The following is a 25,957-nucleotide window of genomic DNA, read 5'->3' as shown; positions in this document are numbered from 1 at the left end:
GATGTCGATAAAAGGAATCAATCATTTGTTATTTTCTGTTTCTGATTTAGAAACCTCTATTGATTTTTACACAAACGTATTTGACGCCACTTTATTAGTAAAAGGAAAAAAGACAGCTTACTTTGATTTGAACGGGCTATGGCTTGCCCTGAATGTGGAAAAAGACATTCCTCGTCAAGACATTCAGCACTCTTACACGCACATCGCTTTTTCAATTGATGAAGAGGATGTAGATCACATGTACAACAAGCTAAAACATTTGAACGTCAACATCTTGCCAGGCCGTCCGAGAGATGAAAAAGATCATCAGTCGATCTACTTTACGGACCCTGATGGACATAAATTTGAGTTTCATACCGGGACCATGAAAGATCGAATCGATTATTACAAGCAAGAAAAAGCTCATATGGAATTTTTTGATGAATGATAAAAAAACAGAACTTCCATCTTCATGAAAGTTCTGTTTCGCCTTTGAACCACCCAAATGTCGATTCACCAATCATCACCGTGAAACTTGTCGTAAAATGTTTCATGTGAAACATTTATCGTTCATTCCCTTCTACTAGCCTCCCAAAGCTTTCGGGTGAAAGTCCCGGTGACACGCGAACACGGTGCAAGGACATCATGCCCTGTTCCTTCTTCGCATGTCCTGGTTCAGTGGTGACAGCCATTTGATAACCGGCTTGCTTCGCCAGCTTTAGCGTGTCTTCGTTATAGCGCCCAACAGGATAACTGACCATTCTCGTATGCTGAGAAAATCGTTGATCAAAGAATGCCTTTGATCCTTTTAATTCCTCTTTCTGCTGCTCCTTTGATAAACGATTGAGCTCTAAATGATGAATTGTATGACTCTCAATCGAAAGCCCATTTGCTATCATTTCATCCATCTGTTCATCCGTTAAGTGGTTCGGGCGGCCAATGGATTGCGCAATCATGAAAATCGTTGCCTTCATTCTATACTGCTTTAAAATCGGGAATGCCTTTGTATAGTTATCGGTATATCCATCATCGAATGTAATGAGGACACACTTTTCACTTGGCTTCGTATTTGTTGTGAAGACGCGATACGCTTCTTCTGGCGACAGCGTGACATAGTCGTTGTCCTTCAGCCATTTCATATGAGCCGCAAACTCGCTCTTTGGTACACGCAGCGAGTTACCGCTGGAGATGCTGTGATACATCAAAATCGGAAGCTCTACCGGCTCCTTTTGCACAATCCAGCTTTGTGTATCAATCACTTCCGCTTCTGTCTGCTGAATCTCTTCTGTTTCTTTTAATCGTAATGGACCCTTTTCCTCTTTGACTACTTGCTGGTTTCCTATCGTTTGCTCCTTCGTTCCCATACAGCCCGAAATGAGCAGCACCAAAAGACCAACCGCAATCAACATACATGTTTTTTTCATTCACCAATCCTGCTTTCTCTCTATCTACCGAATGATTATAACAGAAATTGGTTAATAGCTGATATCTATTTTGACAGGGCGTTCATTTTTTTACACATTTCGATCATTTCGATGGCGAGCAGATGAATGGTCTCTGTTGTGAGCATTTGATCTTCTGCGTGTATCAGCAGTAAAGAAAAGGGAAGCTGCTCACCTGCCGCCTCTTTTTGGATCAGCGACAAGTGCAGGTTGTGGATGCTTCGAAACGCTTCCTCCCCTTTTTCAATCAACTGCTGTGCTTTTTCAAAATCATCTGCTCTTGCTAGACGAATCGCTTCGACATAATGACTTCTTGCCTCGCCTGCATGAGCAATGATTTGAAAGGCTGCTCCCTGCATTTCCTCTAATACCGTCATCTGCTTCTCCTCCAATTACTTAAGATTCATTTGCTAGTTTCAGAGCATGCTCTAGTATTTTTTCCCCGTTCGCTGTTCCGTATAATCTCACATTGATGACATCGACAGGTATTTGATAAGGTGCCGCTGTTTTTTCTGCTGCCTTTTTCATAAAGCTTACTTGCGGTCCAAGTAAAATCACCTGCACATCTTCTCCATGCTCTTCTAATTCATCCGCAATGGCCCCTTCAGGTATGGCGTAGATATCATAATCCAGCTCTTTAGCTTCTGCAGCAGCCTTCATTTTGGACACTACAATGGACGTCGACATTCCTGCGGCACAAGCGAGAATGATTCGTTTCATATTCCATCACTCCTATCGATAGATGACTTCTGTTTCAACCTTCAGTTCCCTTGTTTTGATTAATGTCTGGTACCAATACGCTGATGATTTCAACTGGCGATTCCGTTCATTTTCCAGCTGGATTTCGACTAATCCGTAGCGGTTTTTAAAGGCATTCATCGGTGAGACATTATCCGTAAAAGCCCACAGCATATAGCCCGTGCAATTTGATCCTTCTGCTTTCGCTTGAAGTGCCCGCTTCAAATGCTGGCTGATAAATGAAATGCGATACTGATCATCAATGATACCGTCTTCATTTTTAAACCGTTCTTCCTTTTCTACACCCATCCCGTTTTCGGCTACAAACCACTCGATATTTCCGTATTCTTCTTTTATTCTCATCCCCATATCATAGACAATATTTGGGTAGATTTCCCAGCCTCTGAATGGATTCATTTTTCTCCCTGGCAGCTCAAACATATCGTAATAATAAGACGGATGAAATGGCGTCCCTTCGTTCCACGCCTTACTCGGTGCCTTGACACGATGCGGATAGTATAAGTTGAGCCCGACGACATCGACCGTATGATTCTTGATGACCTGAAGCTCTTCCTCTGTCGAATCAAAAAGAATATCATGCTTTTTCAACACATCGAGCAATTCCTCTGGATACTCCCCTTTGATGGAGGGATCTAAGAACATTCGATTGAAAAACAAATCATACATCCGTGCCGCTTCTTGATCATGCGGGGCAGAGGATCTTGCATACGTCACTTCTGGATTGAGAATCACCCCGATTTTTGCACCTGTCGATTCCTTCAATCCCATCTCCCGAAACAGCTTCACCACTTTTGCTGTTGCCAGCGCTTTATGATAGTTCCACTGCATCCATTTTTTCGTATTTTGCTCAAAGGGATAACGGATGGCATCTAGATAAACACGTGTTTGGACAACAATTGGTTCATTAAAGCTAAACCAATGTTTGACCCTGTCCCCGTAGCGCTCAAACACTTTTTCCGCATAGAGAACAAACAGCTCGACGACATGCTTTGATGACCATCCGCCATACTTCTCAAGCAAAACGGCAGGAAGCTCATAATGCTCTAAGCAAAACATTGGCTCTACACCTGCTGCAATTAATCCATTGATCAAGTCATCAATGTAACGGGCATAGGTCTCATCCACAATCCCCTTCTCGTAATCTATGAGAAACCTCGACCAATTGATCGATGTCCTATAGTGAGTCAGTCCGATTTCTTTCATGAGGGCTACATCTTCTGGATAGCGCTCGTAAGAGTTCGTCGCACCAGCCGGGCCATATCCTTCGTGCCATACGTGATACCCGTTCTTATACCATAAATCGATGTACGAGTCCTGATGCGCTTGCTTTCCCTTCCATCCCTCCGTTTGCCAAGCAGAGGCCGCAGCACCTAGGATAAAATCTCTTGGAATCTCGATTCTGTTCATGTCGCCATCTTCCCTTTCCTCGTTTGAACGTGAAGTCCTTCCCAAATTCCTTGCAAATACATAGCCCCAAGCGCCCGATCATATAAACCGTAGCCAGGTCTGCCTGTCTCGCCAAAGATCATACGTCCATGATCCGGGCGGACATAGCCAGCAAATCCCTCTTCAAACAAAGCCTTCACAATAGCTCCCATATCGAGACTTCCTGCTGACGAAAGGTGCGCTGACTCTTCAAAATCACCATTTTCATACACGATGACATTTCGCAAATGGGCAAAGTGGATGCGCCCTTTTTCCGCATATTTACGCGCAAGTGACGTAACATCGTTCTTCGCATCACAGCCGAGTGAACCAGAGCAAAAGGTGAGGCCATGTTGAGAACGTCCATCGATCTCAAGAATACGATCCAACTGTTTTTCATTACTGACAATACGAGGCAGTCCGAATATATCCCAAGGAGGGTCATCTGGATGGAGTGCCATGTTGATCTTTTCTTCCGCTGCCACCGGAATGATATGTTGTAGAAAATAAGACAGGTTCTCGAATAGCCTTTCTGCCCCAAGCTCCCTGTAATCAGTCATCAATTGTTTCATTTCCTCCTGTGTATAAGAGATATCCCATCCTGGCAGCGAAAATGGATCTGTCTCTATATCCATGTGTTCTAGTTGATGCTGAAAATAGGCAAGGGTCGTGGATTGATCAGCTAATGGAAGGTCTAGCTGCGTTCGTGTCCAATCGAGGACAGGCATGAAGTTATAACAAATGACCTTCACACCGTGCTTCGCTAATCGTCGGATATTTTCTTGATAATGCTTGATATAGACGTCTCTGCTCGGCTTTCCAAGTTTAATATCTTCATGGACAGGAAGACTTTCCACGACCTCAAAGGAAAGTTCATGTCTCTCAATCTGTGCTTTTACATGAGCAATCCTTTCCTCAGGCCACAGGTCACCAGCTGGGACATCATAGACGGCACTCACAATGCCTTTCATGCCTGGAATTTGACGTATATGTGCGAGTGAAACAGGATCGTCCTCTCCGTACCACCTAAATTGCATGTTCATTCATGCCCCTCCTTTTATTCTGAATCTGGTGCCGCTTCTGGTTTGCGGTTAGACAAGAGAACAAATGGCAAATAGATGAAGACTGCTACTACAATACAGATGAGCTGTGTAATGACAGCTCCCATGCTGCCAGCGGTTGACAGCCATGCATTCACAATCGGCGGTGTCGTCCACGGCACCATCACGACTGCTTTTCCAGCAAATCCTGTAGCCGTCGCAATATAACCAATCGTCCCTGTCACAAGCGGTGTGACGATAAATGGGATTGCCATCACAGGGTTTAACATAACGGGTAATCCAAAAATAACGGGTTCATTGATGTTGAAGAGGCCCGGCCCAGATGAGAGCTTGGCAATGCTTCGCATCTCTTCCCTTCTTCCAGCAATAAAAATCGCAATCAAAAGCCCAATGGTCACACCTGAACCACCGATACTCATATACACATCCCAAAATGGCATCGTGATGATATTCGGAATCTCTTTTCCCTCTTGAAATGCTGTCATATTCACTGCAATCGACCCTAATAAGAGCGGCTCCCGGATCGGTTTGATCATCTGGTTGCCATGGATGCCGATCACCCAGAAAAATTGCGCCACAAACATCAATGTTAAAATCCCCGGCAGACCCTGTACAACACTTTCTAGCGGGCGCTGCACCACGTTATACACTGCTTCATGCAAATAAATGCCTGTCAAACGGTGAAATGCAAAGCCGAATGAACTAATGATCGTAATCGTAATGATCGAAGGAAAAAGTGACGAAAAAGATGTCGCAACATTCGATGGAACAGAATCTGGCATCTTGATTTGAAGCCATTTCACCTCGGTCAGCTTACAAAAGATTTCCACAGATATGATCGCAATGATCATCCCTAAAAATAAGCTTTTTGGATCAGAAAATTGCCTTGCCAGTACATCTACAACCTCACGCATCGATCCATCAACTTCAAGAAGAAGTGTCGTTGGAATAACAGATATAAATGAAATCAATGCCATCAGCCCTGGGAACAGGGACTTGTGCCCGTTGATTTTCCCAAGCTCTATCCCGATGAGGAACACAGCCCCAATCGTTAAAAAGTTCAGCGTGGCATAATTGATTGCCTTCATAATTGGCTGAAGCTCCGCTAAAAATCTGAATATCTCAAAATGAGCAAGCCCTGTTTCCGGGCTCATGATCATATTTGCCACCAATACAGCAAAAGCCCCTGTAATGATGATTGGCATCAATGTGACAAATGCCTGTTTAATCGCCATAATATACTTCTGATTCGTGATGCGATAAGCCACATTCCCCATGACGTCTGCCGCTTTCTCCTTGAAGCTCATGATCCGTCTCCCCCTTTGCAAAAACTCGTGATCATCCTCCTTTTTGATGTTATTTTAAAAGCGCTTTCATTAACATCTAATCTTTTTCCTCACAGATGCGGAAATGGGTGTCCCGTTTTTTCATTCGGATGCTCCAATATTTGAAGCGCCGCCGTCAGTTCCTCAAATGAAGCGGCCTTGATGAGTTGTTCCACCACTTCCTTCCGCTCTGTCAGCCGCACAAGAAATTGATAAAGCGACTGTAATTCTTTTTGATACGTCTTCTGGATACTCAACAAACAAACGACTTGTACTCGATCTTCACCCCACAGCACCGGTTTTTTCAACGTGCAGATCGCACAAAACGTGTCATCTGTTGCCGGCTTCATCGGATGAGGAATCGCGACCAAATGACCGAACGATGTCGGGGACACTTGCTCTCTTTCCAGCAATAATTGTTCAAACTCGTCCGGGATGCGATGTTGTTCCTTTAGCACGTTCACAAAAAATTGAAGAACCTCTTCTCTTGATTGAAGGTCTTGCTGATAAAATGCCAGCGCCGGACTGACATACCGCAAAACCCCTGTATCCTGTGGATCCTGCACAAAACGTTTCAGCCGTACAATATCATCGTCACTTAAAATCGTATGTACATCAATCACTGGCACCGGCAATGTGTTCTGAAGCGGAATGGTACTAATAATAAAATCAATGCTTCTCAAATCATACGAAGGAAGATCCCCAACACTTGCAGTTCCAGCGATCTCCAGCCTTCCGCTAAAAGCCGCCGTCAGCTTATGAAGAAGGAGCTGACTGCTGGCGACACCCGTTGCACACACAATAAGACATCTCTTTCTCACATGCTGTGATTTTGTCCGCTCGATTGCAGCACCGATATGGAGCGCCAAATACCCAATCTCATCCTCATGGATCTCGACCCCCTCTTTTTCCTTCAGCCATCTCCCCATATAGACACCCGCTTCAAATGCAATGGGATAATGCCTTTTAATGTCCGGTAAATAGGGGTTACGAATGTTCATATCGTACTTAAAACGATGAATGGCGGAACGCAAATGAAGACTTAATCCAACGATCAACTCCTTATCAAATTGAATATCAAGTGACATGTGCTCCTCTACATAAGCAAGTAATTGGTGAGTGAAGCGAAAGTGATCTTCGTCTAGAAGGTGAAATAGCGTATGGCCGTCATCTCCATATGCCATCATCTTGGCTCCCATCAAGTGAATCGCAATGTACGCCATTTCAGATAACGGAAAATCAATAGCTAATACATGCCGAATATCTTCTGCCATTTGTTGAGCCACTTGAAAAACAGGCTGCACTTGAATGTCTTTCAATTCCGCTTCTGGCATCATGACTAGTTTTTTCTCTTCAATTCGTTTGCATGCAATGGCGATGTGGGTGACTAAATTACTTAAACCGATCTCTGACAGATGAAGTCCGCTTGCTTTTGTACGTGAACGCACAATGTCCTGAACCAATTGATACGTTTCTTCAGGTAACAGCGCAGAGTTCGCATGCTCTTGCTGAAACACATGCTCAGCCATACAATATCTTAATTTCATTTCATCCCCTGTCAGCCGCAATCCATATTTAGGGCGATGTGCTACAGAAAGTCCATGTAATGAAAACAAATGTCTGACCGCTTTCAAATCATTCTTCACTGTCGATTCACTCACAAATAGTTCCTCTGCCAACCCATCTAATTTGATATAGTCTTCAGACAGAAGCAGCCTTTTCAATAGATACGCCACACGGTCTTTAGGCTGATTGGGAATGACCTGTTCCTTTTTTTCGTTTCTTTCTCTCAGCGACTTTTTCAAAAATGTACGAAATGCCCCATAATCCTCGACGGTCAATGTATACCCTGCCCCGCGTTTGATATGTAGTGCGGCTCCATGTTCATCTATTATAGATTTAAGCGCTTTCATATCTGTTCGGATGGTTCGTGATGTGACGCCAATCATGCGGGCAATTTCTTCACTTGTCAGTTCCTGCTCCGCTTGCATCAAGCGTTTCAGGAGCTCCTCCTGACGTAAAGATAGCATGGGCTCTCCTCCCTTGGCATTTACTTTTGCCTATCATCATAAACGAAAATAGAACTCTTTGCCCAGTTTTTCTTACAAATCGGGAACCTCAATATGGCTCAATCGTATGATGATGAAACAAGAGGAGGGATACATCATGGATTCTTTTATGTTTGTTGTTATGATCATATTGGCTTCTTTAGGAGCAATCATTGCCCACCTGTTCACATCAAAGGATAAACGTACATCTGCTAAGCGTTCTTCACATCACAGTTCAACGACAAGTACCTATACTGATTCATATACTCATCACGCTTCTGATGCCTCCTGCGGGGGAGATTCAGGCGATAGCGGTGGTGGATGTGACTAAACAAAAAAACAGCCGCTCGCTTATGAGACGACTGTTTTATATTTTATTTTAAAGAGCTTTCCAGCCCCGTTCAATCAAATGTTTAACATCCTTTGCAAAATCCTCGCCCTTTTCCATCACGTCCTGGGCTCTTCCGGCAAAATTACTGGCAACAGCCAGCTCCATTTTTTTTAATTCAAAGTGCAAGATTTTTTGATCAAGCTCGGTTATATATTTTTCATACTCATTGTTCACGATGTCGTGCATTACATGGTAGGCGTCTTTTCGGTGGCGATGAAAGTCGGTTCCTCTCTCACCTTTCCATGACGAATCTAGAGCAGGCTTCTTAATTTCCTTTATGTCTGACTGCGCAAGATCTTGTTCTGTTCGAATATTGCTTTTGGCTGTCTTTAACCGAGAGATCATTTCATCAAATTCTGCACGTCTGTTTTCAATTCCCATATGCAGATGGTGTAGCATCTCGGATAAACTCATGTCATCCACCTCTATCGGACCTCATACGAAAGCACAGCGTCAGAGCCTTGGAAGCTATCGACTCACTTGATTTTTCCAATCCTGACATTTCTATCGTTTCGCTTTCATTAAGTATAGTATAAGGTGAAAAGCCTCAGTCTTAAATAGGGAAAAGGTGTCCTTTTAGTGACGCGTTTGGAAGAAAAACGGAATAATACAAGGTCGTACATCCTGAATTTTATATGATTCCATTGAACTATATTTCTTATCATGCAAATGTAACCCATAAATAAAAGCGATTGTGCTGATTATTTTACAGCAATCGCTTCGTCCTGTTCTTTTAAGGTTTTCACATTCGAGCGCGTGTCCTGGACATTTTTAATTAAGGCTTCTTTAAAGTTTGAGACCATTTCGTTCACCTCTGCCTCACGTGCCGTCCATTTGGTCACAAATTCAAGGCTGTTTTCACCCGCTTTATCTGCTGCTTTTTTCATCATTAAAGCTTCGACTGCTTGGGAGACTTCATCTAGTTGATTCATAACTGTTTGGTAGTTTAACTTAATTTGTCCCATCGTGATATCCTCCAGATTTGTTCAGCATGAAAGCAGCTTTACAAGCTGCTCCATGCTTTTGAGATCAAGCGTTTGGCGTCCTCTACTGCGTCTTCTCCTTTTTCAGCAAGACGTGCGGCGTCTCCAGCTAAAGAACTGGCAAAAGATAACGCAGCCTGTTCAGCTTCTAATGTACTGATTTTGAATTCGATGCGGCTCACGTAGCGTGGGTATTTGTCGTTCACAATCGTTTGCAGCGCATCATGTGCTTCATTCCGCTCTGATTTGAAATCCTTGCTTCGCTCACCATTCCAAGAGGTCCCAAGCTTTGGCTGCTTGATTTGCTTCAGGTCTGTTTCTGCCGCATCTTGTTCACGTTCGACCTTACTTTTCGCCTTTTTCAGTCGAGCGATTTTCTCTTCGATTTCTGCTTTTTTACTTGTAATGCCACCGTTTAGGGCAGACAGCATATCCGATAAGCTCATTATGGGTTCCTCCTCCTGACAAAAAATAAAAACGCTGCTTAGAGTTCCTCTAAACGAGCGTAAGGTGAATAGCACTTTTTCCATTATTGTTATTATAAGGTTCAAAGACTCATGTTTGAATAGGGATTTGTACCCTTTTTATGGGATAAATATGCTTTCGTTCTGCTTCACATTACCTCTTTAGACCTCTTTTATAAAGGGTCTAAACTCCCGATCATCTTCTTTATATCATATGTAGTCTCTCGGTCCTAGGACAAGCAAAAGCCGCCTAATTGAGGCGGCTTTTGTAAACGGCTTATGAAGCCGATTCTTCTGATTCTTGTGGATTCTTAACGTACCAGATGAATTTCCCTGTATATCCATAAATAATAGCAAGACCAATGGCAACAAAGCTCAACCACATAAATGGTAAATAAGAGAATGTGGATACGCCTAGAATTCCCGCCATATAAATCCCGTTATCTGACCAAGGGACCATACCAGACGTCATTGTTCCACCGACCTCAGCGTTTCTAGATAGAACGCGTCTGTCTATTTTCAATTTATCGTAGCTTTTTTCCATAATTTTCGGTGTAAGAATTAATGAAACGTACATTGCACATCCAAAAATATTTGCAAAGAATGCTACAACAAGTGTAGATAGGGTTACATTTCCTGCATTATATAATTTCTTCTCGAAAGTAGCGACAATCACTTTTAGAACGCCTAAATATTCAAGCACGCCACCAAACCCAAGCCCGAGAATAATGACCACTAAAGATCCAAGCATATTCACAATACCACCACGATTTAACAGCGTATTTAAGAAATCTACATCTGAATTAATAGAGAAGCCATTGTATGCTGAACCAATCGCATCTGCCGGATTCATTCCTTGGAAAGCCATCGCCCAAATAGATCCTAAAAGAGCACCAATGGCAATAACAGGCATTGAAGGTTTCTTAAATACGAGCAGTAATACAACCACTACTGCTGGGATGACCATCCAAATGTTAATGGTAAATGTATCATGCAGGGCATTTTTCAAAAATTCTACCTTATTTTGATCAATGTTGCGTCCACCATACATAAAGCCTGTAACCGTAAACATAATGGCCGTAATGACAAAGGCTGGTATGGATAAAACCATCATCGCTCGAACATGTGCCAGCACGTCCACTTTTGAAAGAGAGGAAGCGAGCACTGTACTATCTGATAATGGGGATAATTTATCTCCAAAATAAGCACCAGATAAGACGGCACCTGCCACGATCGGAAGTGGAATACCTAGCCCTTCACCAATTGCGATCATCGCAATCCCTGCCGTTCCAACCGTCCCCCAAGAGGTTCCTGTTGCAATGGACATGAGTGCACAGATGACAAGTGTAGCTAATAAGAAGATATTAGGATGAATAAACTCTAAACCATAATAGATTAACGTAGGTACAACCCCACCTGCAATCCATGTACCAACAAGTGCACCTACTGCAATTAAGATTAAAATGGCTTCTAAACCATTCGATATCCCTTTTGTGATCGCATTTTGAAGATCCTTATAGGAGTGCCCCAATCGAATACCTAATGCGATAACCATAAACCATGAGATAAACAATGCTAGTTGAATATCCAATTTGAAATAAAGAGTAAAAGATAAAACAATTGCTAAAAACAAGCCAAGTACAGACACGACTTCTAACATAGACGGCAGACGTGGTGATTTCATTGTGTTTCCTCCCTTTGTGTACGCGTTAAGCGTTTTCAAAATATTGTGAAAAAAGTGTGTCAATTCGAAAGAAAGTGAATTGCCTGTTTTTCTCTATTTCACAGGCAATTCTACATATTAATAAAATAAAATTTTTGATATAATTATCGCTCTAGGAGCTCTGCACCCGCAATACCAGGCTTTGTCATCTCATATGGATTCAAAATAATATCAAGTTCTTCTTCTGTTAACACATCATTTTGCAAGCAAAGATCTCTGATCGATTGTCCTGTCAAAATGGCTTCCCTTGCGATTCTAGCCGCGGCTTCATAGCCTAAGTGAGGGTTTACCGCAGTAATGACGCCTGCACTTTTTTCCACATATTCTTTCAAACGTTTTTCATTTGCTTCAATGTCCACTAAGCAATGATCTGTGAATGAACGGAATCCGTTATTCATTATACTAATAGATTGAAGTAAGTTAAAGACCAAAACAGGCTCCATCACATTTAACTCAAGCTGACCTGCTTCAGAGGCAAGACAGATGGTGTGGTCATTCCCAATGACCTGGAATGCGATTTGGTTAATGAGCTCTGCCATGACTGGATTGACTTTCCCTGGCATAATGGATGAACCCGGCTGACGAGCTGGCAATGCAATTTCAGCAAGACCTGCACGCGGACCAGAAGCCATTAGGCGAAGGTCATTGGCAATCTTAGACATGTTCATCATGCATACTTTTAATGCGGCGGACACTTCTGTGTAAGCATCTGTATTTTGCGTAGCATCAACGAGATGCTCTGCGCCTACAAGCGGAAGACCAGAAATATCTGCTAGCTTCTTCACCACGATTTCAATATAACGAGGATCTGCGTTTAGGCCTGTCCCAACAGCTGTTGCACCCATATTCACTTCATATAAATGCTGCTTTGATTGGTTGATCCGTTTAATGTCACGGCTGAGCACGCGGCTGTATGCCTCAAATTCCTGTCCTAAACGAATTGGAACAGCATCCTGCAGGTGCGTACGTCCCATTTTGATCACATGATCAAATTCTTTCGCTTTCTTTTGGAATACGTCCTGCATCGTTTGCATTGTCTCAAGCAGAATGTCTAACTGCTTCAATACAGCAATGTGGATCGCTGTTGGAAACGAGTCATTCGTTGATTGTGACATGTTTACATGTGTGTTTGGGCTTAAATGGATGTATTCACCCTTTTGATGTCCCATGATTTCTAATGCTCTGTTTCCAATCACTTCATTGGCATTCATATTCATCGACGTTCCTGCGCCGCCTTGGATTGGGTCTACAATAAAGTACTCATGCAGCTTGCCTTCAATGACCTCATCAGAGGCTTGTACGATGGCATTGCCAATTCCTTCATATAAACGTCCAACTTCCATATTGGCTTGAGCTGCTGCTTTTTTCACGATGGCAAAGGCTCTGATCAGTTCCTCATGCATGCGATATCCTGTAATTGGAAAATTTTCTTTTGCACGAAGGGTTTGAACCCCATAATACACGTCTGCCGGAATTTCTTTTTCACCAAGAAAATCCTTCTCATAGCGATAAGTTGCTTGAACCATCTGATATGACCTGCTTTCTATAGAATAGTTAAATCACTAAATCTTCTGCGATTGGCGTTTCCATAATCTTTTTCACTTCTCTTGGGTCTGTTGTTTTACCTAGTGCCCACATGAGTTTCGGCACGATAGCCTCTGTGTTCATGTTTCGTGAACGTGCCACCAGTTCTTGATTGATTTTGCGTCCTACTTCATACACGCTCATGTCTTCTCCTTCTTCAAGACACTGAGTTGTGATGACAACAGAAATGCCTTCTTCGAGCAATTCGTTGATTTTCTCTAAAAGGTTTCTTCCTTCGAAAGGAATACCGCCGCTGCCGTAGCTTTCGATCACGACTCCTTTGTACACACCTTTGATTGCATCTAAGAACTCAGGCTTTAGACCTGGGTGCAATTTCAAGAGACAAACGTCGGTGTTTAAGGATGCATCTAATTTAAGCGGTTTCATTGACGATCTTTTTACTTTGCTATTGTATTCAATTTGATGGTTTTCAATCGATGCAATATATGGGTAGTTAATACTTTCAAATGCATCGTAGCTTTTCGTTCTTAGTTTGATTGCGCGTGTTCCTTGAATGACTCTGCCATCAAAGACAACATACACGCCGCCTACGCCGTCACATGCAAAGCGAATCGCATCGGTGATGTTTTTCTTCGCATCTGTTTTCTTAAACGTAATCGGGATTTGTGAGCCTGTAATGACAATTGGCTTATCCGGATTTTGCAGCATATAAGAAAGAGCTGCTGATGTATAGGCCATCGTGTCTGTACCATGCGTGACAACAAAACCGTCATATTGATCATAATTTTCATAAATGGCTGTTGCAATATCCACCCAGTATTCAGGCTGCATATTTGTACTATCTATACTCATTAGGGACTTTGTGTCCATTGTATACTCTGCATTAATTTCGTTTAAATAGCTTAAAAGGTCCTCAGCTTTAACACCTGGAGCCAAACCGTTTTCACTCTCTACAGATGCAATCGTCCCACCAGTGGTTAAAAGCAATAATTTCTTCAACAGGTCCACCTCTTTCAATAAAATTACTTCGTTTGTCACACATATTATAAGCTAGCTTGTGCTATTCTATAATATACGCTTTACGCGTACCTTCATTGCCATTATAGTCACATAACGCGAATTAATCAAGAAATTATTACGCATAACGCGTACATTCCATGTCAAAATATGATATACTGTTGTTGTATATAAAGGAGCGTTCATGTAATGATACTCGATCGTTTAACCACCCTTAGAAAAAAGAAAAAATGGTCTCTCCAGCATACGGCAGATCGCCTAGGTATCGCCAAAAGCACCTATGCCGGTTACGAATCTGGGTACCGACGACCTTCGCTTGAAGCAGTGAAGCGGCTGGCTGATTTGTATGATACGTCCATTGATTTTTTACTTGGTAGAACGGACGAGCCAGAGATACAACGCAAAATCTCTGATATCAAAATTGAACTGACGGAAGCAAAAGAAGGAACCATCCTTGTCGACGGCGTTCCCCTAAATGATGAAGAAATCAAACAGCTTGTTGCCTTTATTCGGGCGAAAAACACTCTAAAAGTATAAACACAGAAAAGAGAGGCCCCTATCAATCGGGTGCCTCTCTTTCCTTTTTCCTATCAGCTGCTTATGAATAAGGAGAAGACAGCTGACTTAATTCCTCTAACCGCCGCTTCGCTTCATCTTTATTAAACGAACTATAATAGCGATAATTCTCATCATCTAAGATGCGGTAATGCTGACTAAGCACATTTTGCTGAAGACGAAATGTGCCTTTTTTGATAGACGTCCGCCACCAAACCTTTCCGCCAATCGTACGTTCCACCGATAGATGCAATTCATCATGTGCCACGACTTCCAGAATCTCAAGCGGATCATCCCCAAGTGTCCCTTTTAAAATGTCACTATCCCTGAATAATGCACATACGGCCGCAGTTTGCGTCCAGTTGAGGCGCAGCCTATTTTTTTCAACCTGCTGCAAATGCCGTTTCGATAGACCAAGTACCTCAACCATGCGGTCCTGCGTATAATTCTTTTCTTTTCGAATCCGTGCCATTTGTTCTGTGACGAGGTCGATTACCATCTCTTTATCCATCTCTCATCACCTCTCCGAGTGTTCAGTCTTTACTGACATCATACACGATTTCTTCGAAAAAGTGGCACCTCATCCTTCGGAATCATGGAAAAACATCCTAGTCGATCTGCTCTTCGACCTGACCATGCTGCTGTCTCCAGTTCTCTTGAGCTGACTGATTTAAATATGGGTAGATCTCTTGTTTGACGGCTTGCTCGAATACTTCTTCATCTAAAATACTGTACGCTGGAATCTTGATCAATTTCCCGTCTATTTTCCGAATCAACACATCCATGAAGAGAAAACCCCGTACACTGTACCGATGCCTGCGCATATCGATGGATTGAATGTCTTGAAAAGGGATCGCTTGCCCGCGATGTAAAACCGCGCCATTCTTCCCGCGCTGAATGCGAAAAATCACATTTCCTCTCTTCGTAAAAGCCGGTAAAATCATCAAGAAAGAGATCCAGCCATAAACAATGCCTAGTAGTCCACCTAAAAATAAAAACAATGTATAATTCGATTCAAATGTAAGAGCTTCTGAAAACAACCAAATACCGATGATACCGAAGCCGCCTGTTGCTAAGAATGCCCATACCCTTAAAAAGGTCCTGCTCCTCACTTCTATTACTTCACTTGGATTCAAGCGTCATTCTCCTTTTCTCCATTAGAATATAGAACGTAATCCGTCTCTATGAGCCGTCTCAATGCGAAATTCATTTTCTTTTATTCCCGACACAAGCCACGACTGTTCCTCACCTGGAATGACAAATAACATGGACTCCACATCAGGCGTATTGTTTTTGTCGTAGACGACCTTCATCAGGGAGTCCATCTTTCCTTTTCTCGCCTTTACATCAGAAACAAATGCCTGCACGAGTTCTTCGTTCTCTGCTCGATGAAGGAAGGAAGGCCACTCATTCTTCGCCTCACTTGCTTGCTCTAATAGCATTTCAAATTCCTCTGCTTGCAGGGTGATGACAGGTGCAGGGTGATCACTCATCTGTATGTTGAAAAAGGCAGTCACTTGTTCCTCTGCCTGCTGATCGTCTTTCAGTTTTTGAATCTGATGGACTTGTTGATCATAAAGCGTGTGGTGCGCATATACGCCCGTCTGTGTCGTATGAAAGGAGGTACTGACTTCTTCATCTACATCCCCAAATCGAGACGCTTTGACGGTGTGAGATGCATCATTCATCGCCTGAATGAAATGACGGTATTCCCCTTTATAACGGTATTGTCTGTTTCGAAATTCAAGTACACCTTTTGCGAGCAAAGAGCGGCACGCAATTTCAAATAAAAACCCAAGGCGTTCGTCCTCTACATCAGGATAATAGGCTTCCTTTAAGGACATGCCCTGTTCAAAATAGCCTTCACTGTAAAAACTAAAGATGAGTTCCTCAATACTTAGACTTAGCTGATCCAACTTGATCTCTCCTTATCCAAAAGAAAATGCACCCTTAAAGAAATCGCCTGCACCTTTTATGAGCGAATCAGCGGTTTCTTTTGTTTTTTCTATCCCTTTATGTATCACCTGATTTGCCTGATCAATGGTGTCATTGACTGCTTTCACACCTTGACCCGCCAGCTCGAATGCTTGTTTCCCTTTATCGACGACCGCATGAATAGGGTCCTTTAATTTCACTGCAACCTGTTCAGCAAAGCCTGATGTCAGCTTGGCGACTTTTTCTCCTATAAATCCACCGACTGCTGAACCAATGGCTCCTCCGACAACGGTTCCAATCGGTCCTGCAAAGCTTCCTAGAGCTCCTCCGACAACGGCACCTGCGACAGATCCGCCAGCGATAAAGACCGTATTGTTCACTGCATTTCCAACAGCCTTCGCATTTTCACGCTTGAGGACTTCTGGCTGATCACCGAATTCTGCATAGTTCTCGGCAATTTTCAATCCACAGCCGACCGTTTCCGTTGCACCAGTGACAACCGTTGCAATGATGGCATTTCCTTTCGCGAATCTTGATCCATTTTTCAGAACAGACTTGATAGCAGCCGTGTCCTTCCAATTGATACTTCCTTTTGTAAAATCACGAACGCTATTCGTAAAGGCAACCGTATCGTCAGGATAAAATTTTGTGAATTTCTTATGGACCAAGTCAGCCATCGACCAGTTTGATCGTTTTAATAATTCTTTTTTACTCAGCCAAATCCTTGCTAGCCGGTCAAATCTCGTTCCTTCTACCCGGCTGGTCAGATCAAGCAGCAGCTTTGAATGCTGCGCTGCATACCGGCCATTGTCTTTAATGAAGGTCGTCATCCCAAGCCCATAGTATTTCGCCTGCATCATCACAATTCCAGCTAAGCTCGTGAGTGTACCATATTGATCATAGATGCTGTACATTTTCCGTAAAATATCGTCTGCTTCGACCATTTTATCTTTTGCATGACGAATCGCAATATCATCACTGCTCAATTTACTGATCAATGCTTGTCCTGCTCCCCATGCATCCCCGACACCTGAAAAACAGCTTCTATACCGAGGATCACAGCCTAAAATGAGACCATCCAGTTCACTATGTAAATCGCGGTGCTTCGTTTCAATGACAGACAGTTCGCCTACAACATCATTCGCCAGTCCTGTCAGCTGATCTGGATCAACCACAATGTCACGTGCCATCACATCATCTCCCTTCTCGATTTCTTTCTCTCCGTTCTTCTCTTCTCTTTCGCTCAAGCTCTTCCATTCTGGCAATTTCAGCTTTCCGTTCCTCGATTTTGACCGCTGCGTCGCGCAGTTCCTGACTTGTTTCAAGCAAGTCCTTTTCAAATTGATCATAGCGTGACGTTGTTTCCTCAAAGCTTTGATCAAATTTATTCCTTGCTTCTCCCTGCCAGCCTGATCCTACTGCCTTCAGCCGATTCTCCAGCAGCTGCTTTGACTGCCGAATCTCATCAGCTGCTTCCTGAAACTTTTGAGCGAGTGCCAGCGTTTGACTAGAATCCAACTTTCGCACCCCTTTCTCCCAATTTAACGTACAAATGGATGATTTTATATGTCCTCATTATAAATAAAAAGACACCCAAAAAAATCACCCTAAAGAACCATTCAACACACCACCTAATGAAAGTAGGTCTTTTTACTCTCTAATTGCCAGAGAAAACCTTTCTTGTTATGAAGCGCATTCAAGACGTGATAAAATGGACGTATTCTACAAAAGGAGTGACGTATAGATGAAAAAGGAAATGATTCAGCGTTTCACAAATTATGTGAAGGTAGATACGCAGTCAGATGCAGAAAAGGAAAGCTGCCCATCTACTGAAGGACAGTTGAACCTAGCGAGACAGCTAGTTGAAGAGATGAAGTCCATCGGGATTCAAGAAGTGACAATGGATGAAAACGGCTATGTCATGGGAACGATCCCGTCTAACACTGACAAAGACGTGCCGACCATTGGCTTCCTGGCTCATATCGACACAGCCACTGACTTCACCGGCAAGAATGTGAAACCGCAGCTTCATGAAAACTATCAAGGCGGCGACATCACCTTAAATGAAAATCTACATATCGTTTTATCTCCAGCACAGTTTCCAAATTTACAAAAATATCAAGGACATACGCTGATCACAACAGATGGTACGACCCTGCTTGGTGCAGATAACAAAGCAGGTATCGCAGAAATTATGACCGCTATGCATTACTTGATTGAGCATCCAGAAATCAAGCATGGAAAAATTCGCGTCGCCTTTACACCAGATGAAGAAATTGGCAGAGGGCCGCACAAATTTGATGTTGATGCCTTTGGCGCTTCCTATGCTTATACAATTGACGGAGGACCGCTCGGGGAGCTGCAATATGAAAGCTTCAACGCAGCAGGTGCGAAAGTATCAATTAAAGGAAACAACGTCCACCCAGGGACAGCAAAAGACAAAATGGTCAGCGCTGCGAAGATTGGGATGCTCTTCCACAACAAGCTCCCTTCTGATGAATCTCCGGAATACACAGAAGGCTACGAAGGATTTTTCCATCTCACGAAGTTTGTAGGAGAAGTCGAAGAAGCAGAGCTGCAATATATTATTCGTGATTTTAATAAAGACAAATTTAACGATCGCAAAGCACTGTTTGAAAAAATAGCAAATGACTTAAAAGCCATCTACGGAGAAAACAGCATAAACCTCAGCATTCAAGATCAATATTATAATATGAGAGAAAAAATTGAGCCGGTGAAACATATTGTGGATATTGCCCATGAAGCAATGGAAAACCGCTCAGTGACACCTGTGATCGAACCGATCCGCGGCGGTACAGATGGCTCCCAGCTTTCATATAAAGGTCTTCCAACGCCAAACATCTTTACTGGCGGGGAAAACTTCCACGGTAAATATGAATTTATTTCTGTCGAGAACATGGTGAAAGCAACAGAAGTCATCGTTGAAATCGCACGTTTATTTGAAGAAAAAGCATAGATATGTTTACAACCGTTCCTGTTCGGGAACGGTTTTTTAATAAAAGTTTACAATTTTCTGAAACTTTTATGACACTTTTTCGTACTAATAGAGACAACACCAGAAAAATTCTTCTTGACGAGTGCAATAACTGGAAATATAATGGTTAAAAACAACCAGTATTTTAGACCTAAATTAGCAGATCGACTAAACCTTAAGAACTAAACCGATTCTGCTGCTTATTTTCAGTTATAAACATCACTCACCCTGTCTACACTAAAGAATAGGATGAATTGGAGGAATGTCATATGATGATTTTATTGATTATCGCTTCACTTTGCTGCTACTTACTATTCTCTTTCAAAAAAGATAACCGCACACCAAAACGAAAAAGCGCAGAGCTTTCGGAGTTTGAAATCTTTCGTATGCGCCGCCACTACAACGGAAAACGCCGTCATCCACTAAATGATGCACCTAAACAAGTATAAATCTAAAGAGAGAGCCTCATGAGGGGCTCTTTTTGTTTGAGTAAATAACAAAAAACGACCAGATTCATTGGCCGTTTTTCTTTTTATTTATATACCTTCGCAGGAACTTGAATCATAGGAATTCCTACATAATAAGGTGAAATTTCATATGGCTGGAAGACAACAGCAATTCCCTTTTTCGTGAAGTAATACTGCGTGTTGTAGTTGATTTCAATGTCACTTTTTTTCAGGTTCGCATAGAATTTGCTTTTATGTTTCTTTGTGTAGTTATAAATATAATCTCTTACTTTCGTACGTTTTTTCTTTGTTTTCACAACGTCTGTCAAGAACAGCTGCTTTGTCTTTTTCTTTGTTAACACATAGTTCATGCTGGAAACCATCGTATCCCCATGCATTCCACCATCATTCATGTAGTCATAGTTTAAGATACTGAGCTTCTTCCCATTGTTAAATTTCGTTTTAAACGATCTTTCGTACGTGATCTTCCCAAAGCCTTCCTTTTTCGCTTCGTCCTTTAAGAACAAGTACGTAGAATAGGAGAAGGAAATATCTTCTTTCAAATCACGATTGATGGTTTTCATATGCGCCTTGCTTAGGTTTTTCACCTGTGCATATTTGAACGTTTTTTTCTTTTTATAATAGTGTGTGCTTACTTTTGCTTTTTTTGCTTGTTTGGCATCCGCAGATCCAACTGGCGCAAACAACGAAACAATCAGCGAAAAAATGAGCAGGCTGATCATTAGGCCTTTTTTCATTGTCATAGTAAAAACCCCCATTTTTGTCTATTACCAATTGAGTATACCATGACAAAAGAACCAAAAGAAGCGCTATTTCCATATTATTCTTCCTTTTTCCACATCGGGTTTGTTTACCATTATTTGTTTATGTAGAAAATTAAACAGTAAAAACCATTGACTTTCTCTCGAAAAAGTTGAATAATTATGTTTATTAAGAAAATTGAATCAAAAGGTAACCTTATTAAGAGTGGTGGAGGGACTGGCCCTGTGAAACCCGGCAACCGCTGTTCCTCGGAACAGAATGGTGCTAATTCCTTAAACAAGCAGATGCTTGTTTGAAGATAAGGCAGAGTTCTCTCAGTATATGATGCTCTTCCTTATCCAAGGAAGAGCTTTTTTATTTGATTTTTAACCTGTAGAAAGAAGGGATTCAGCATGACACAAGTACAAACCATTGGAAAGAAAACAACGAAACCGCCATTTCGCGCAGATCAAGTAGGCAGCTTACTTCGTTCAGAACGTATCAAGGAAGCACGCAAGCAAAAGGCAGACGGTACGCTGACAGCAGAGCAGCTCCGACAAATTGAAAATGAAGAAATTACACGCATTGTGGAGAAACAAAAAGAAATTGGATTAGAGGTTGTCACAGATGGAGAATTCAGACGTGCATGGTGGCATTTTGACTTTCTTGAGGGATTAGATGGGGTCGAAGGATTTGAAGCGGATCAAGGTATTCAATTCCACAATACGACAACAAAAGCGCGTGGCATCAAGGTAACGGACAAGATTGACTTTACAGATCATCCAATGCTGGAGGATTACCGTTTCCTTCAAAGCATCGCTGGTGATCATACGGCTAAAATGACGATTCCAAGTCCGAATATGCTCTTTTTCCGTGGAAAACTTGAAGAAGGAGTATACGACAGCCTAGAGGCATTCCACCATGATGTGGCACAGGCGTATAAGAAAGCCATCCGTGCTTTTTATGATGCAGGCTGCCGCTACTTACAGCTCGATGATACAGCATGGGCGGTGTTCTTTTCTGAAAAAGGTCATGAACAAATCGAAGCCTTTGGCCGAGAAGAAGATGAACTGCGTGAGTCATTTGCGAAAACAATCAATGAAGCGGTTGCCGATCGTCCAGAGGATTTGGTGATCACTATGCACATTTGTCGTGGTAACTTTAAATCGACGTGGGCAGCTGAAGGCGGTTATGAAGCAGCGGCAGAAACAATTTTCGCCGGCTTAGATCTGGATGGTCTCTTTTTAGAATTCGACGACGATCGTTCTGGCGGTTTTGAACCCCTACGCTATGTGAAGAACCCAAACCTCCAAATCGTACTAGGGCTTGTCACTTCAAAATATGGTGAGCTTGAGCCGGCTGAACAGATTAAAAAACGGATCGAGGAAGCGGCTCAATATGTCGACATTAACCAGATTTGCTTGAGTCCGCAATGCGGGTTCGCCTCAACGGAGGAAGGCAATCTGTTAACAGAAGAGCAGCAATGGGAAAAGCTGCGTCATGTGATTGAGATTGCAGATCAAGTGTGGACTTCATAGTCCCCTTGACGAAAAAAAGACAAACCGCAGTATGAACGGTTTGTCTTTTTCTTTTATGCATCTAAATGATCACCATTTGTCGCAATCACTTGTTTATACCAATCGAAGCTTTTCTTTTTCTTTCTATCTAATGTACCTTTTCCTTCGTTATCACGGTCAACATATATGAAGCCGTAGCGCTTTTTCATTTCAGCTGTTGATGCGCTGACAAGGTCAATTGGGCCCCAGCTTGTATAACCCATCAAGTCTACTCCATCTGCAATGGCTTCTCTCGCCTCTAGCAAATGACTTCTGAGGTAATCAATTCGGTAATCGTCTTGAATGGATCCGTCTTCTTCTACTTGATCGACAGCTCCCAATCCATTTTCTACAATAAACAATGGTTTTTGGTAGCGGTCATACAGCTGGTTTAGTGTTGTACGAAGTCCTTTTGGATCAATTTGCCAGCCCCAATCACTTGCTTCTAGATAAGGGTTTTTCACGCCTTCAAATAGGTTACCACCAGTAACTTGTCCAAGAACCTCTGGATCTGTACTTGTCACAAAACTCATATAATAGCTGAAGCCAATATAGTCCACTGTATGGTTTCTTAGGATGTCTTCATCACCATCTTGGAACTCAATATGAATTCCATTTTCGCGGAAGTATCGTTTCATGTAACCAGGGTAGTAGCCTCTTGCCTGTACATCTGAGAAGAACAATGTTTTACGATCCTGATCCATTGCAGCAAACATATCTTCTGGTCTTGAGCTGTACGGATAAGTCGTCATCGCTGCAATCATACAGCCGATTTTCGCATCAGGAATGATTTCGTGTCCTGCTTTGACAGCTAAAGCACTTGCAACAAATTGGTGATGCGCTGCTTGATATTGAATGCTTTTCTCGTCATCACCCTCTTCAAATACAAGTCCGCCGCCAGTGAAAGGCGCATGTAACACGACGTTGATTTCATTAAAGGTCATCCAATATTTCACTTTGTCTTTATAGCGAGTAAACAACGTTTTCGCGTATGTTTCATAAAGATCGACAAGCTTACGGTTTCTCCAACCGCCGTAGTTTTTCACAAGTGCAAGCGGCATTTCATAATGAGAAATCGTGACAACTGGTTCAATTCCATGTTTATGCAGTTCATCAAATACTCTGTCATAAAAAGCAAGGCCTGCTTCATTTGGTTCAGCATCGTCGCCATTTGGGAAAATACGCGGCCAAGAAATGGATAGTCTGAAGCATTTGAATCCCATTTCTGCAAAGAGTGCAATATCTTCTTTATAGCGATGGTAGAAGTCAATCGCATCATGATATAAGTTCAAGTCTTTCATTGATTCATCGAATGGATGCATAATCCCGTGTGGTGATACATCAGCTGTCGATAAGCCTTTTCCATCTTTATTATAAGCACCTTCAATTTGGTTGCCCGCAACAGCGCCGCCCCATAAAAAACCTTTAGGAAATGTTTTTTCTAACTTGTTCATGTTGAATGCCCTCCTCATTTTCTTCTACACTGACTGTGAGCAGTGTCTCTTGTACTGAAATCGTGCCTTCTGTTTTCGCATCAACTTGTGCAAAATCGTTTGTGTTGGTCACAATAATTGGTGTGGTGACATCATAGCCTTCTTGCTGAATGCCCTCGATATCAAATTCAACGAGCACATCTCCTGCTTGAACAAGATCACCTGACTCTACATGACTTGTGAAATGTTTTCCGCCGAGCTTCACCGTATCAATTCCAACATGGATGAGAAGCTCTGTGCCTTGGTCACTCTTTAAGCCAATGGCATGTTTCGTTTGAAAAATGGTTTCAACCTTACCGTTGAACGGTGCTACAACACGTCCAACTGTTGGGACAATGGCTGCACCTTTACCCATGATTTCATTAGAGAATGTTGCATCATTGACTTGATTTAGCGGCTTTAGTTGACCTTCAAGCGGGCTTTGTACCACTTCATTTTGAAGCGTTGCTGTATCTTTCTTCTCTTCTGGTTTGTCTGCCTTTGTATCATCTTTCACTGGTACATCTTTGAACCCTAGAACAAGTGTCATGATGGTTGCTACAACAAAACCGATGACCAATCCAATGATAGAGTAGACAAATGTTGGGCCAACGAATGTTGGGATACCTGGAATACCTGCTGATCCCGACACCACATATGATTTTACTTTAAAGATCGACATGAACACGCCGCCTGCTGCTGCACCAATGAGGGCTGCAAAGAACGGTTTTTTCAATCGCATGTTCACACCATACATAGCAGGTTCAGTAATACCCATTAATGCTGTGATACTTGTAGACATCGCCAATGATTTGAAAGTTTTGTTTTTTGATCTCAAGAAGACACCGAATGCTGCGCCTGCTTGGGCCATATTCGCTACAAACATCATTGGAAGAATGAAGTCAAAACCGTTTAACGTAATGTTGTTGATCATGATTGGAAGTAGTGCATAGTGCATACCCGTAATGATCAATGGTGACATGAAGCCGCCGATCAAGAGTCCGGCCAAAATACCTGCATGTTTAAACAATAAATCAATTCCACCTGAAAGACCATTTCCGATAATCCCACCAAGCGGTCCAACAGCGATGAGCATAATTGGTACAACGACAAGAAGTGTGACCGTTGGAACAAGGATGATCTTTAATGATTTCGGACTATATTTTTCTGCAAATCTTTCAACATATGAGCCGAGCCAGATGGTAAGTAGAATTGGAATCACCGATGAAGAGTACACAACAGAAACCACTGGCAAGCCTAGAAATTCTGTATTTCCCGCACCCAGTAAAGCAGTTAACTGCGGGTGCAGTGCTGCTGCTGCAATGGCAGCGGCAATATACTGATTTGTGCCAAGTTTTTTGGCTACGCTTACAGCTAGTAGAATCGGTAAGAAGTAAAAGGCTCCGTCTCCGATGGCTGTTAAAATTGCATACGTGCTGCTTTTATCTGATATCCACTGGAACGTAAGCATGAGTGCCAATATTCCTTTGATCATACCGGCTCCAGCGATGGCTGGAAGAATCGGCGTGAAGACACCAGAGATAAAATCGAAAAGCTTTGATATCACATTTTGTTTTGATGCTTCTTCTGTACCGCCTGACTTTACATCTGTTGACAGTCCTGAGTCAGCAATCATCGCTTGATAGACATTTGAAACATCATTGCCAATAATGACATGATATTGGCCTCCGCTTTGATTCACACCCATGACGCCGTCTGTTGATTGCAGCTTCTCTTTATCCGCTTTGCCTTCATCGTATAAGTTGAAGCGAAGTCTTGTCATACAATGCGTGACGTGCTTGACGTTCTTTTCACCGCCGACAAGCTCTAGAACTTCTTTTGCTGTTTGTTTGTGGTTCATTGTATTACCCTCCAATCGTTGATTAAATCATGATATAGAAAAAACCTAAACATCCATTAATGTCCGAGAAATAGCAATTCAGACATTAATCGATATTTAGGTTTTGCCTGCTTAACCAGTAACAATCCTTCATAGCGATTGATCGTTATTTAATTTTTATAAGTCTTTAGATATAAAAAAACCTAAATCACGCCTTATCAAAGATAGGGACAA

General features: G+C 42.4%; 27 protein-coding genes and 1 riboswitch. Of the genes, 6 read left to right on the top strand and 21 right to left on the bottom strand.

Translation table 11 applies throughout. From position 1 onward, the window contains the following. Position 1: 1 nt before the first annotated feature. Positions 2-427: a FosM family fosfomycin resistance protein gene (gene fosM / locus C6Y06_RS01000; protein ID WP_034660458.1), complete on the top strand. Its 426-nt coding sequence runs from the start codon at positions 2-4 to the stop codon at positions 425-427. Between the two features lie 115 nt (positions 428-542). Here the strand turns inward: fosM and C6Y06_RS00995 are convergent, their stop codons facing one another. The 7 genes from C6Y06_RS00995 to C6Y06_RS00965 form a co-directional block, all read right to left on the bottom strand. Further along, on the bottom strand, positions 543-1,403 hold the full coding sequence (locus C6Y06_RS00995; RefSeq protein ID WP_106036386.1) for a polysaccharide deacetylase family protein: 861 nt from the start codon (positions 1,401-1,403) through the stop codon (positions 543-545). 65 nt (positions 1,404-1,468) lie between these two features. After that, the gene (locus C6Y06_RS00990; RefSeq protein WP_034660460.1) at positions 1,469-1,798 is read right to left on the bottom strand and encodes a PTS sugar transporter subunit IIA; all 330 of its coding nucleotides are present in this window, start codon (positions 1,796-1,798) and stop codon (positions 1,469-1,471) included. 19 nt (positions 1,799-1,817) lie between these two features. Beyond that, positions 1,818-2,141: a PTS sugar transporter subunit IIB gene (locus C6Y06_RS00985; RefSeq protein ID WP_034660461.1), complete on the bottom strand. Its 324-nt coding sequence runs from the start codon at positions 2,139-2,141 to the stop codon at positions 1,818-1,820. Between the two features lie 12 nt (positions 2,142-2,153). Then, a complete protein-coding gene (locus C6Y06_RS00980; RefSeq protein WP_106036385.1) occupies positions 2,154-3,587 on the bottom strand; it encodes a glycoside hydrolase family 1 protein in 1,434 nt (477 codons plus the stop codon). Then, positions 3,584-4,648, bottom strand: coding sequence for a mannonate dehydratase (gene uxuA, locus C6Y06_RS00975; protein WP_106036384.1), 1,065 nt, complete (start codon positions 4,646-4,648; stop codon positions 3,584-3,586). The genes C6Y06_RS00980 and uxuA overlap by 4 nt, the downstream gene beginning before the upstream one ends. A gap of 14 nt (positions 4,649-4,662) precedes the next feature. Further along, a complete protein-coding gene (locus tag C6Y06_RS00970) occupies positions 4,663-5,973 on the bottom strand; it encodes a PTS sugar transporter subunit IIC (protein ID WP_034660464.1) in 1,311 nt (436 codons plus the stop codon). A gap of 89 nt (positions 5,974-6,062) precedes the next feature. Then, positions 6,063-8,021: a BglG family transcription antiterminator gene (locus tag C6Y06_RS00965; protein WP_034660465.1), complete on the bottom strand. Its 1,959-nt coding sequence runs from the start codon at positions 8,019-8,021 to the stop codon at positions 6,063-6,065. Positions 8,022-8,157: 136 nt separating this feature from the next. On the opposite strand from C6Y06_RS00965, the gene C6Y06_RS00960 reads away from it, so the two are divergent. Next, positions 8,158-8,370 (top strand): hypothetical protein, encoded by a 213-nt coding sequence (locus tag C6Y06_RS00960; RefSeq protein ID WP_223249929.1) that lies wholly within the window; start codon positions 8,158-8,160, stop codon positions 8,368-8,370. Positions 8,371-8,418: 48 nt separating this feature from the next. Here C6Y06_RS00960 and C6Y06_RS00955 read toward each other — a convergent pair whose 3' ends face one another. From C6Y06_RS00955 to C6Y06_RS00930, 6 genes are all read right to left on the bottom strand, one after another. Then, positions 8,419-8,844: a YwqH-like family protein gene (locus C6Y06_RS00955; RefSeq protein WP_034660466.1), complete on the bottom strand. Its 426-nt coding sequence runs from the start codon at positions 8,842-8,844 to the stop codon at positions 8,419-8,421. 287 nt (positions 8,845-9,131) lie between these two features. After that, positions 9,132-9,395 carry a YwqI/YxiC family protein gene (locus C6Y06_RS00950; protein ID WP_106036383.1) on the bottom strand — a complete coding sequence of 88 codons (264 nt, stop codon included), beginning with the start codon at positions 9,393-9,395 and terminating at the stop codon, positions 9,132-9,134. Between the two features lie 38 nt (positions 9,396-9,433). Continuing rightward, a complete protein-coding gene (locus tag C6Y06_RS00945; RefSeq protein WP_106036382.1) occupies positions 9,434-9,859 on the bottom strand; it encodes a YwqH-like family protein in 426 nt (141 codons plus the stop codon). Between the two features lie 295 nt (positions 9,860-10,154). Beyond that, on the bottom strand, positions 10,155-11,561 hold the full coding sequence (gene nhaC / locus C6Y06_RS00940) for a Na+/H+ antiporter NhaC (protein WP_095285615.1): 1,407 nt from the start codon (positions 11,559-11,561) through the stop codon (positions 10,155-10,157). A 143-nt stretch (positions 11,562-11,704) separates the two neighbouring features. After that, entirely contained in the window at positions 11,705-13,126 is a 1,422-nt protein-coding gene (gene aspA / locus C6Y06_RS00935; protein ID WP_034660470.1) for an aspartate ammonia-lyase, read from the bottom strand. A gap of 28 nt (positions 13,127-13,154) precedes the next feature. After that, a complete protein-coding gene (locus C6Y06_RS00930; RefSeq protein ID WP_003215391.1) occupies positions 13,155-14,144 on the bottom strand; it encodes an asparaginase in 990 nt (329 codons plus the stop codon). Positions 14,145-14,351: 207 nt separating this feature from the next. On the opposite strand from C6Y06_RS00930, the gene C6Y06_RS00925 reads away from it, so the two are divergent. Continuing rightward, a complete protein-coding gene (locus C6Y06_RS00925; RefSeq protein ID WP_003214932.1) occupies positions 14,352-14,699 on the top strand; it encodes a helix-turn-helix domain-containing protein in 348 nt (115 codons plus the stop codon). Between the two features lie 61 nt (positions 14,700-14,760). Here the strand turns inward: C6Y06_RS00925 and C6Y06_RS00920 are convergent, their stop codons facing one another. The 5 genes from C6Y06_RS00920 to C6Y06_RS00900 all read right to left on the bottom strand — a co-directional run bounded on the left by C6Y06_RS00920 (position 14,761) and on the right by C6Y06_RS00900 (position 18,170). Then, positions 14,761-15,228, bottom strand: coding sequence for a transcriptional regulator (locus C6Y06_RS00920; RefSeq protein WP_106036381.1), 468 nt, complete (start codon positions 15,226-15,228; stop codon positions 14,761-14,763). Positions 15,229-15,325: 97 nt separating this feature from the next. Further along, positions 15,326-15,853 carry a YfjD family protein gene (locus C6Y06_RS00915; protein WP_034660472.1) on the bottom strand — a complete coding sequence of 176 codons (528 nt, stop codon included), beginning with the start codon at positions 15,851-15,853 and terminating at the stop codon, positions 15,326-15,328. A 21-nt stretch (positions 15,854-15,874) separates the two neighbouring features. Then, the gene (locus C6Y06_RS00910; RefSeq protein WP_034660473.1) at positions 15,875-16,633 is read right to left on the bottom strand and encodes a hypothetical protein; all 759 of its coding nucleotides are present in this window, start codon (positions 16,631-16,633) and stop codon (positions 15,875-15,877) included. Positions 16,634-16,645: 12 nt separating this feature from the next. Next, positions 16,646-17,842 carry a DUF6861 domain-containing protein gene (locus tag C6Y06_RS00905; RefSeq protein WP_034660741.1) on the bottom strand — a complete coding sequence of 399 codons (1,197 nt, stop codon included), beginning with the start codon at positions 17,840-17,842 and terminating at the stop codon, positions 16,646-16,648. Between the two features lie 4 nt (positions 17,843-17,846). Further along, entirely contained in the window at positions 17,847-18,170 is a 324-nt protein-coding gene (locus C6Y06_RS00900) for a WXG100 family type VII secretion target (protein ID WP_034660474.1), read from the bottom strand. A gap of 226 nt (positions 18,171-18,396) precedes the next feature. On the opposite strand from C6Y06_RS00900, the gene pepT reads away from it, so the two are divergent. Next, complete coding sequence (gene pepT, locus C6Y06_RS00895; protein ID WP_060597602.1) at positions 18,397-19,629, top strand: peptidase T; 1,233 nt, start codon at positions 18,397-18,399, stop codon at positions 19,627-19,629. 287 nt (positions 19,630-19,916) lie between these two features. After that, positions 19,917-20,096: a hypothetical protein gene (locus C6Y06_RS00890; protein ID WP_003215411.1), complete on the top strand. Its 180-nt coding sequence runs from the start codon at positions 19,917-19,919 to the stop codon at positions 20,094-20,096. An 83-nt stretch (positions 20,097-20,179) separates the two neighbouring features. On the opposite strand, the gene C6Y06_RS00885 is transcribed toward C6Y06_RS00890, so the two are convergent. Continuing rightward, entirely contained in the window at positions 20,180-20,857 is a 678-nt protein-coding gene (locus tag C6Y06_RS00885) for a DUF3298 and DUF4163 domain-containing protein (RefSeq protein WP_066031534.1), read from the bottom strand. Positions 20,858-21,068: 211 nt separating this feature from the next. Beyond that, positions 21,069-21,181, top strand: a riboswitch (SAM riboswitch). 87 nt (positions 21,182-21,268) lie between these two features. Here C6Y06_RS00885 and C6Y06_RS00880 point away from each other — a divergent pair. Then, on the top strand, positions 21,269-22,393 hold the full coding sequence (locus C6Y06_RS00880; protein WP_060597603.1) for a 5-methyltetrahydropteroyltriglutamate--homocysteine S-methyltransferase: 1,125 nt from the start codon (positions 21,269-21,271) through the stop codon (positions 22,391-22,393). A gap of 53 nt (positions 22,394-22,446) precedes the next feature. On the opposite strand, the gene bglH is transcribed toward C6Y06_RS00880, so the two are convergent. Next, positions 22,447-23,865, bottom strand: coding sequence for an aryl-phospho-beta-d-glucosidase (gene bglH, locus C6Y06_RS00875; protein ID WP_060597604.1), 1,419 nt, complete (start codon positions 23,863-23,865; stop codon positions 22,447-22,449). Further along, positions 23,837-25,744 (bottom strand): beta-glucoside-specific PTS transporter subunit IIABC, encoded by a 1,908-nt coding sequence (locus C6Y06_RS00870; RefSeq protein ID WP_066031533.1) that lies wholly within the window; start codon positions 25,742-25,744, stop codon positions 23,837-23,839. Before C6Y06_RS00870 ends, bglH begins: the two co-directional genes overlap by 29 nt. Positions 25,745-25,957: the final 213 nt, after the last annotated feature.

This window comes from Bacillus sp. MZGC1, assembly GCF_002998605.1.
In the GTDB taxonomy this organism is placed as follows: Bacteria; Bacillota; Bacilli; order Bacillales; family Bacillaceae; genus Bacillus.
The sequence above is the reverse complement of the archived record's forward strand: the minus strand, read 5'-3'. Positions and strand labels throughout refer to the sequence as shown.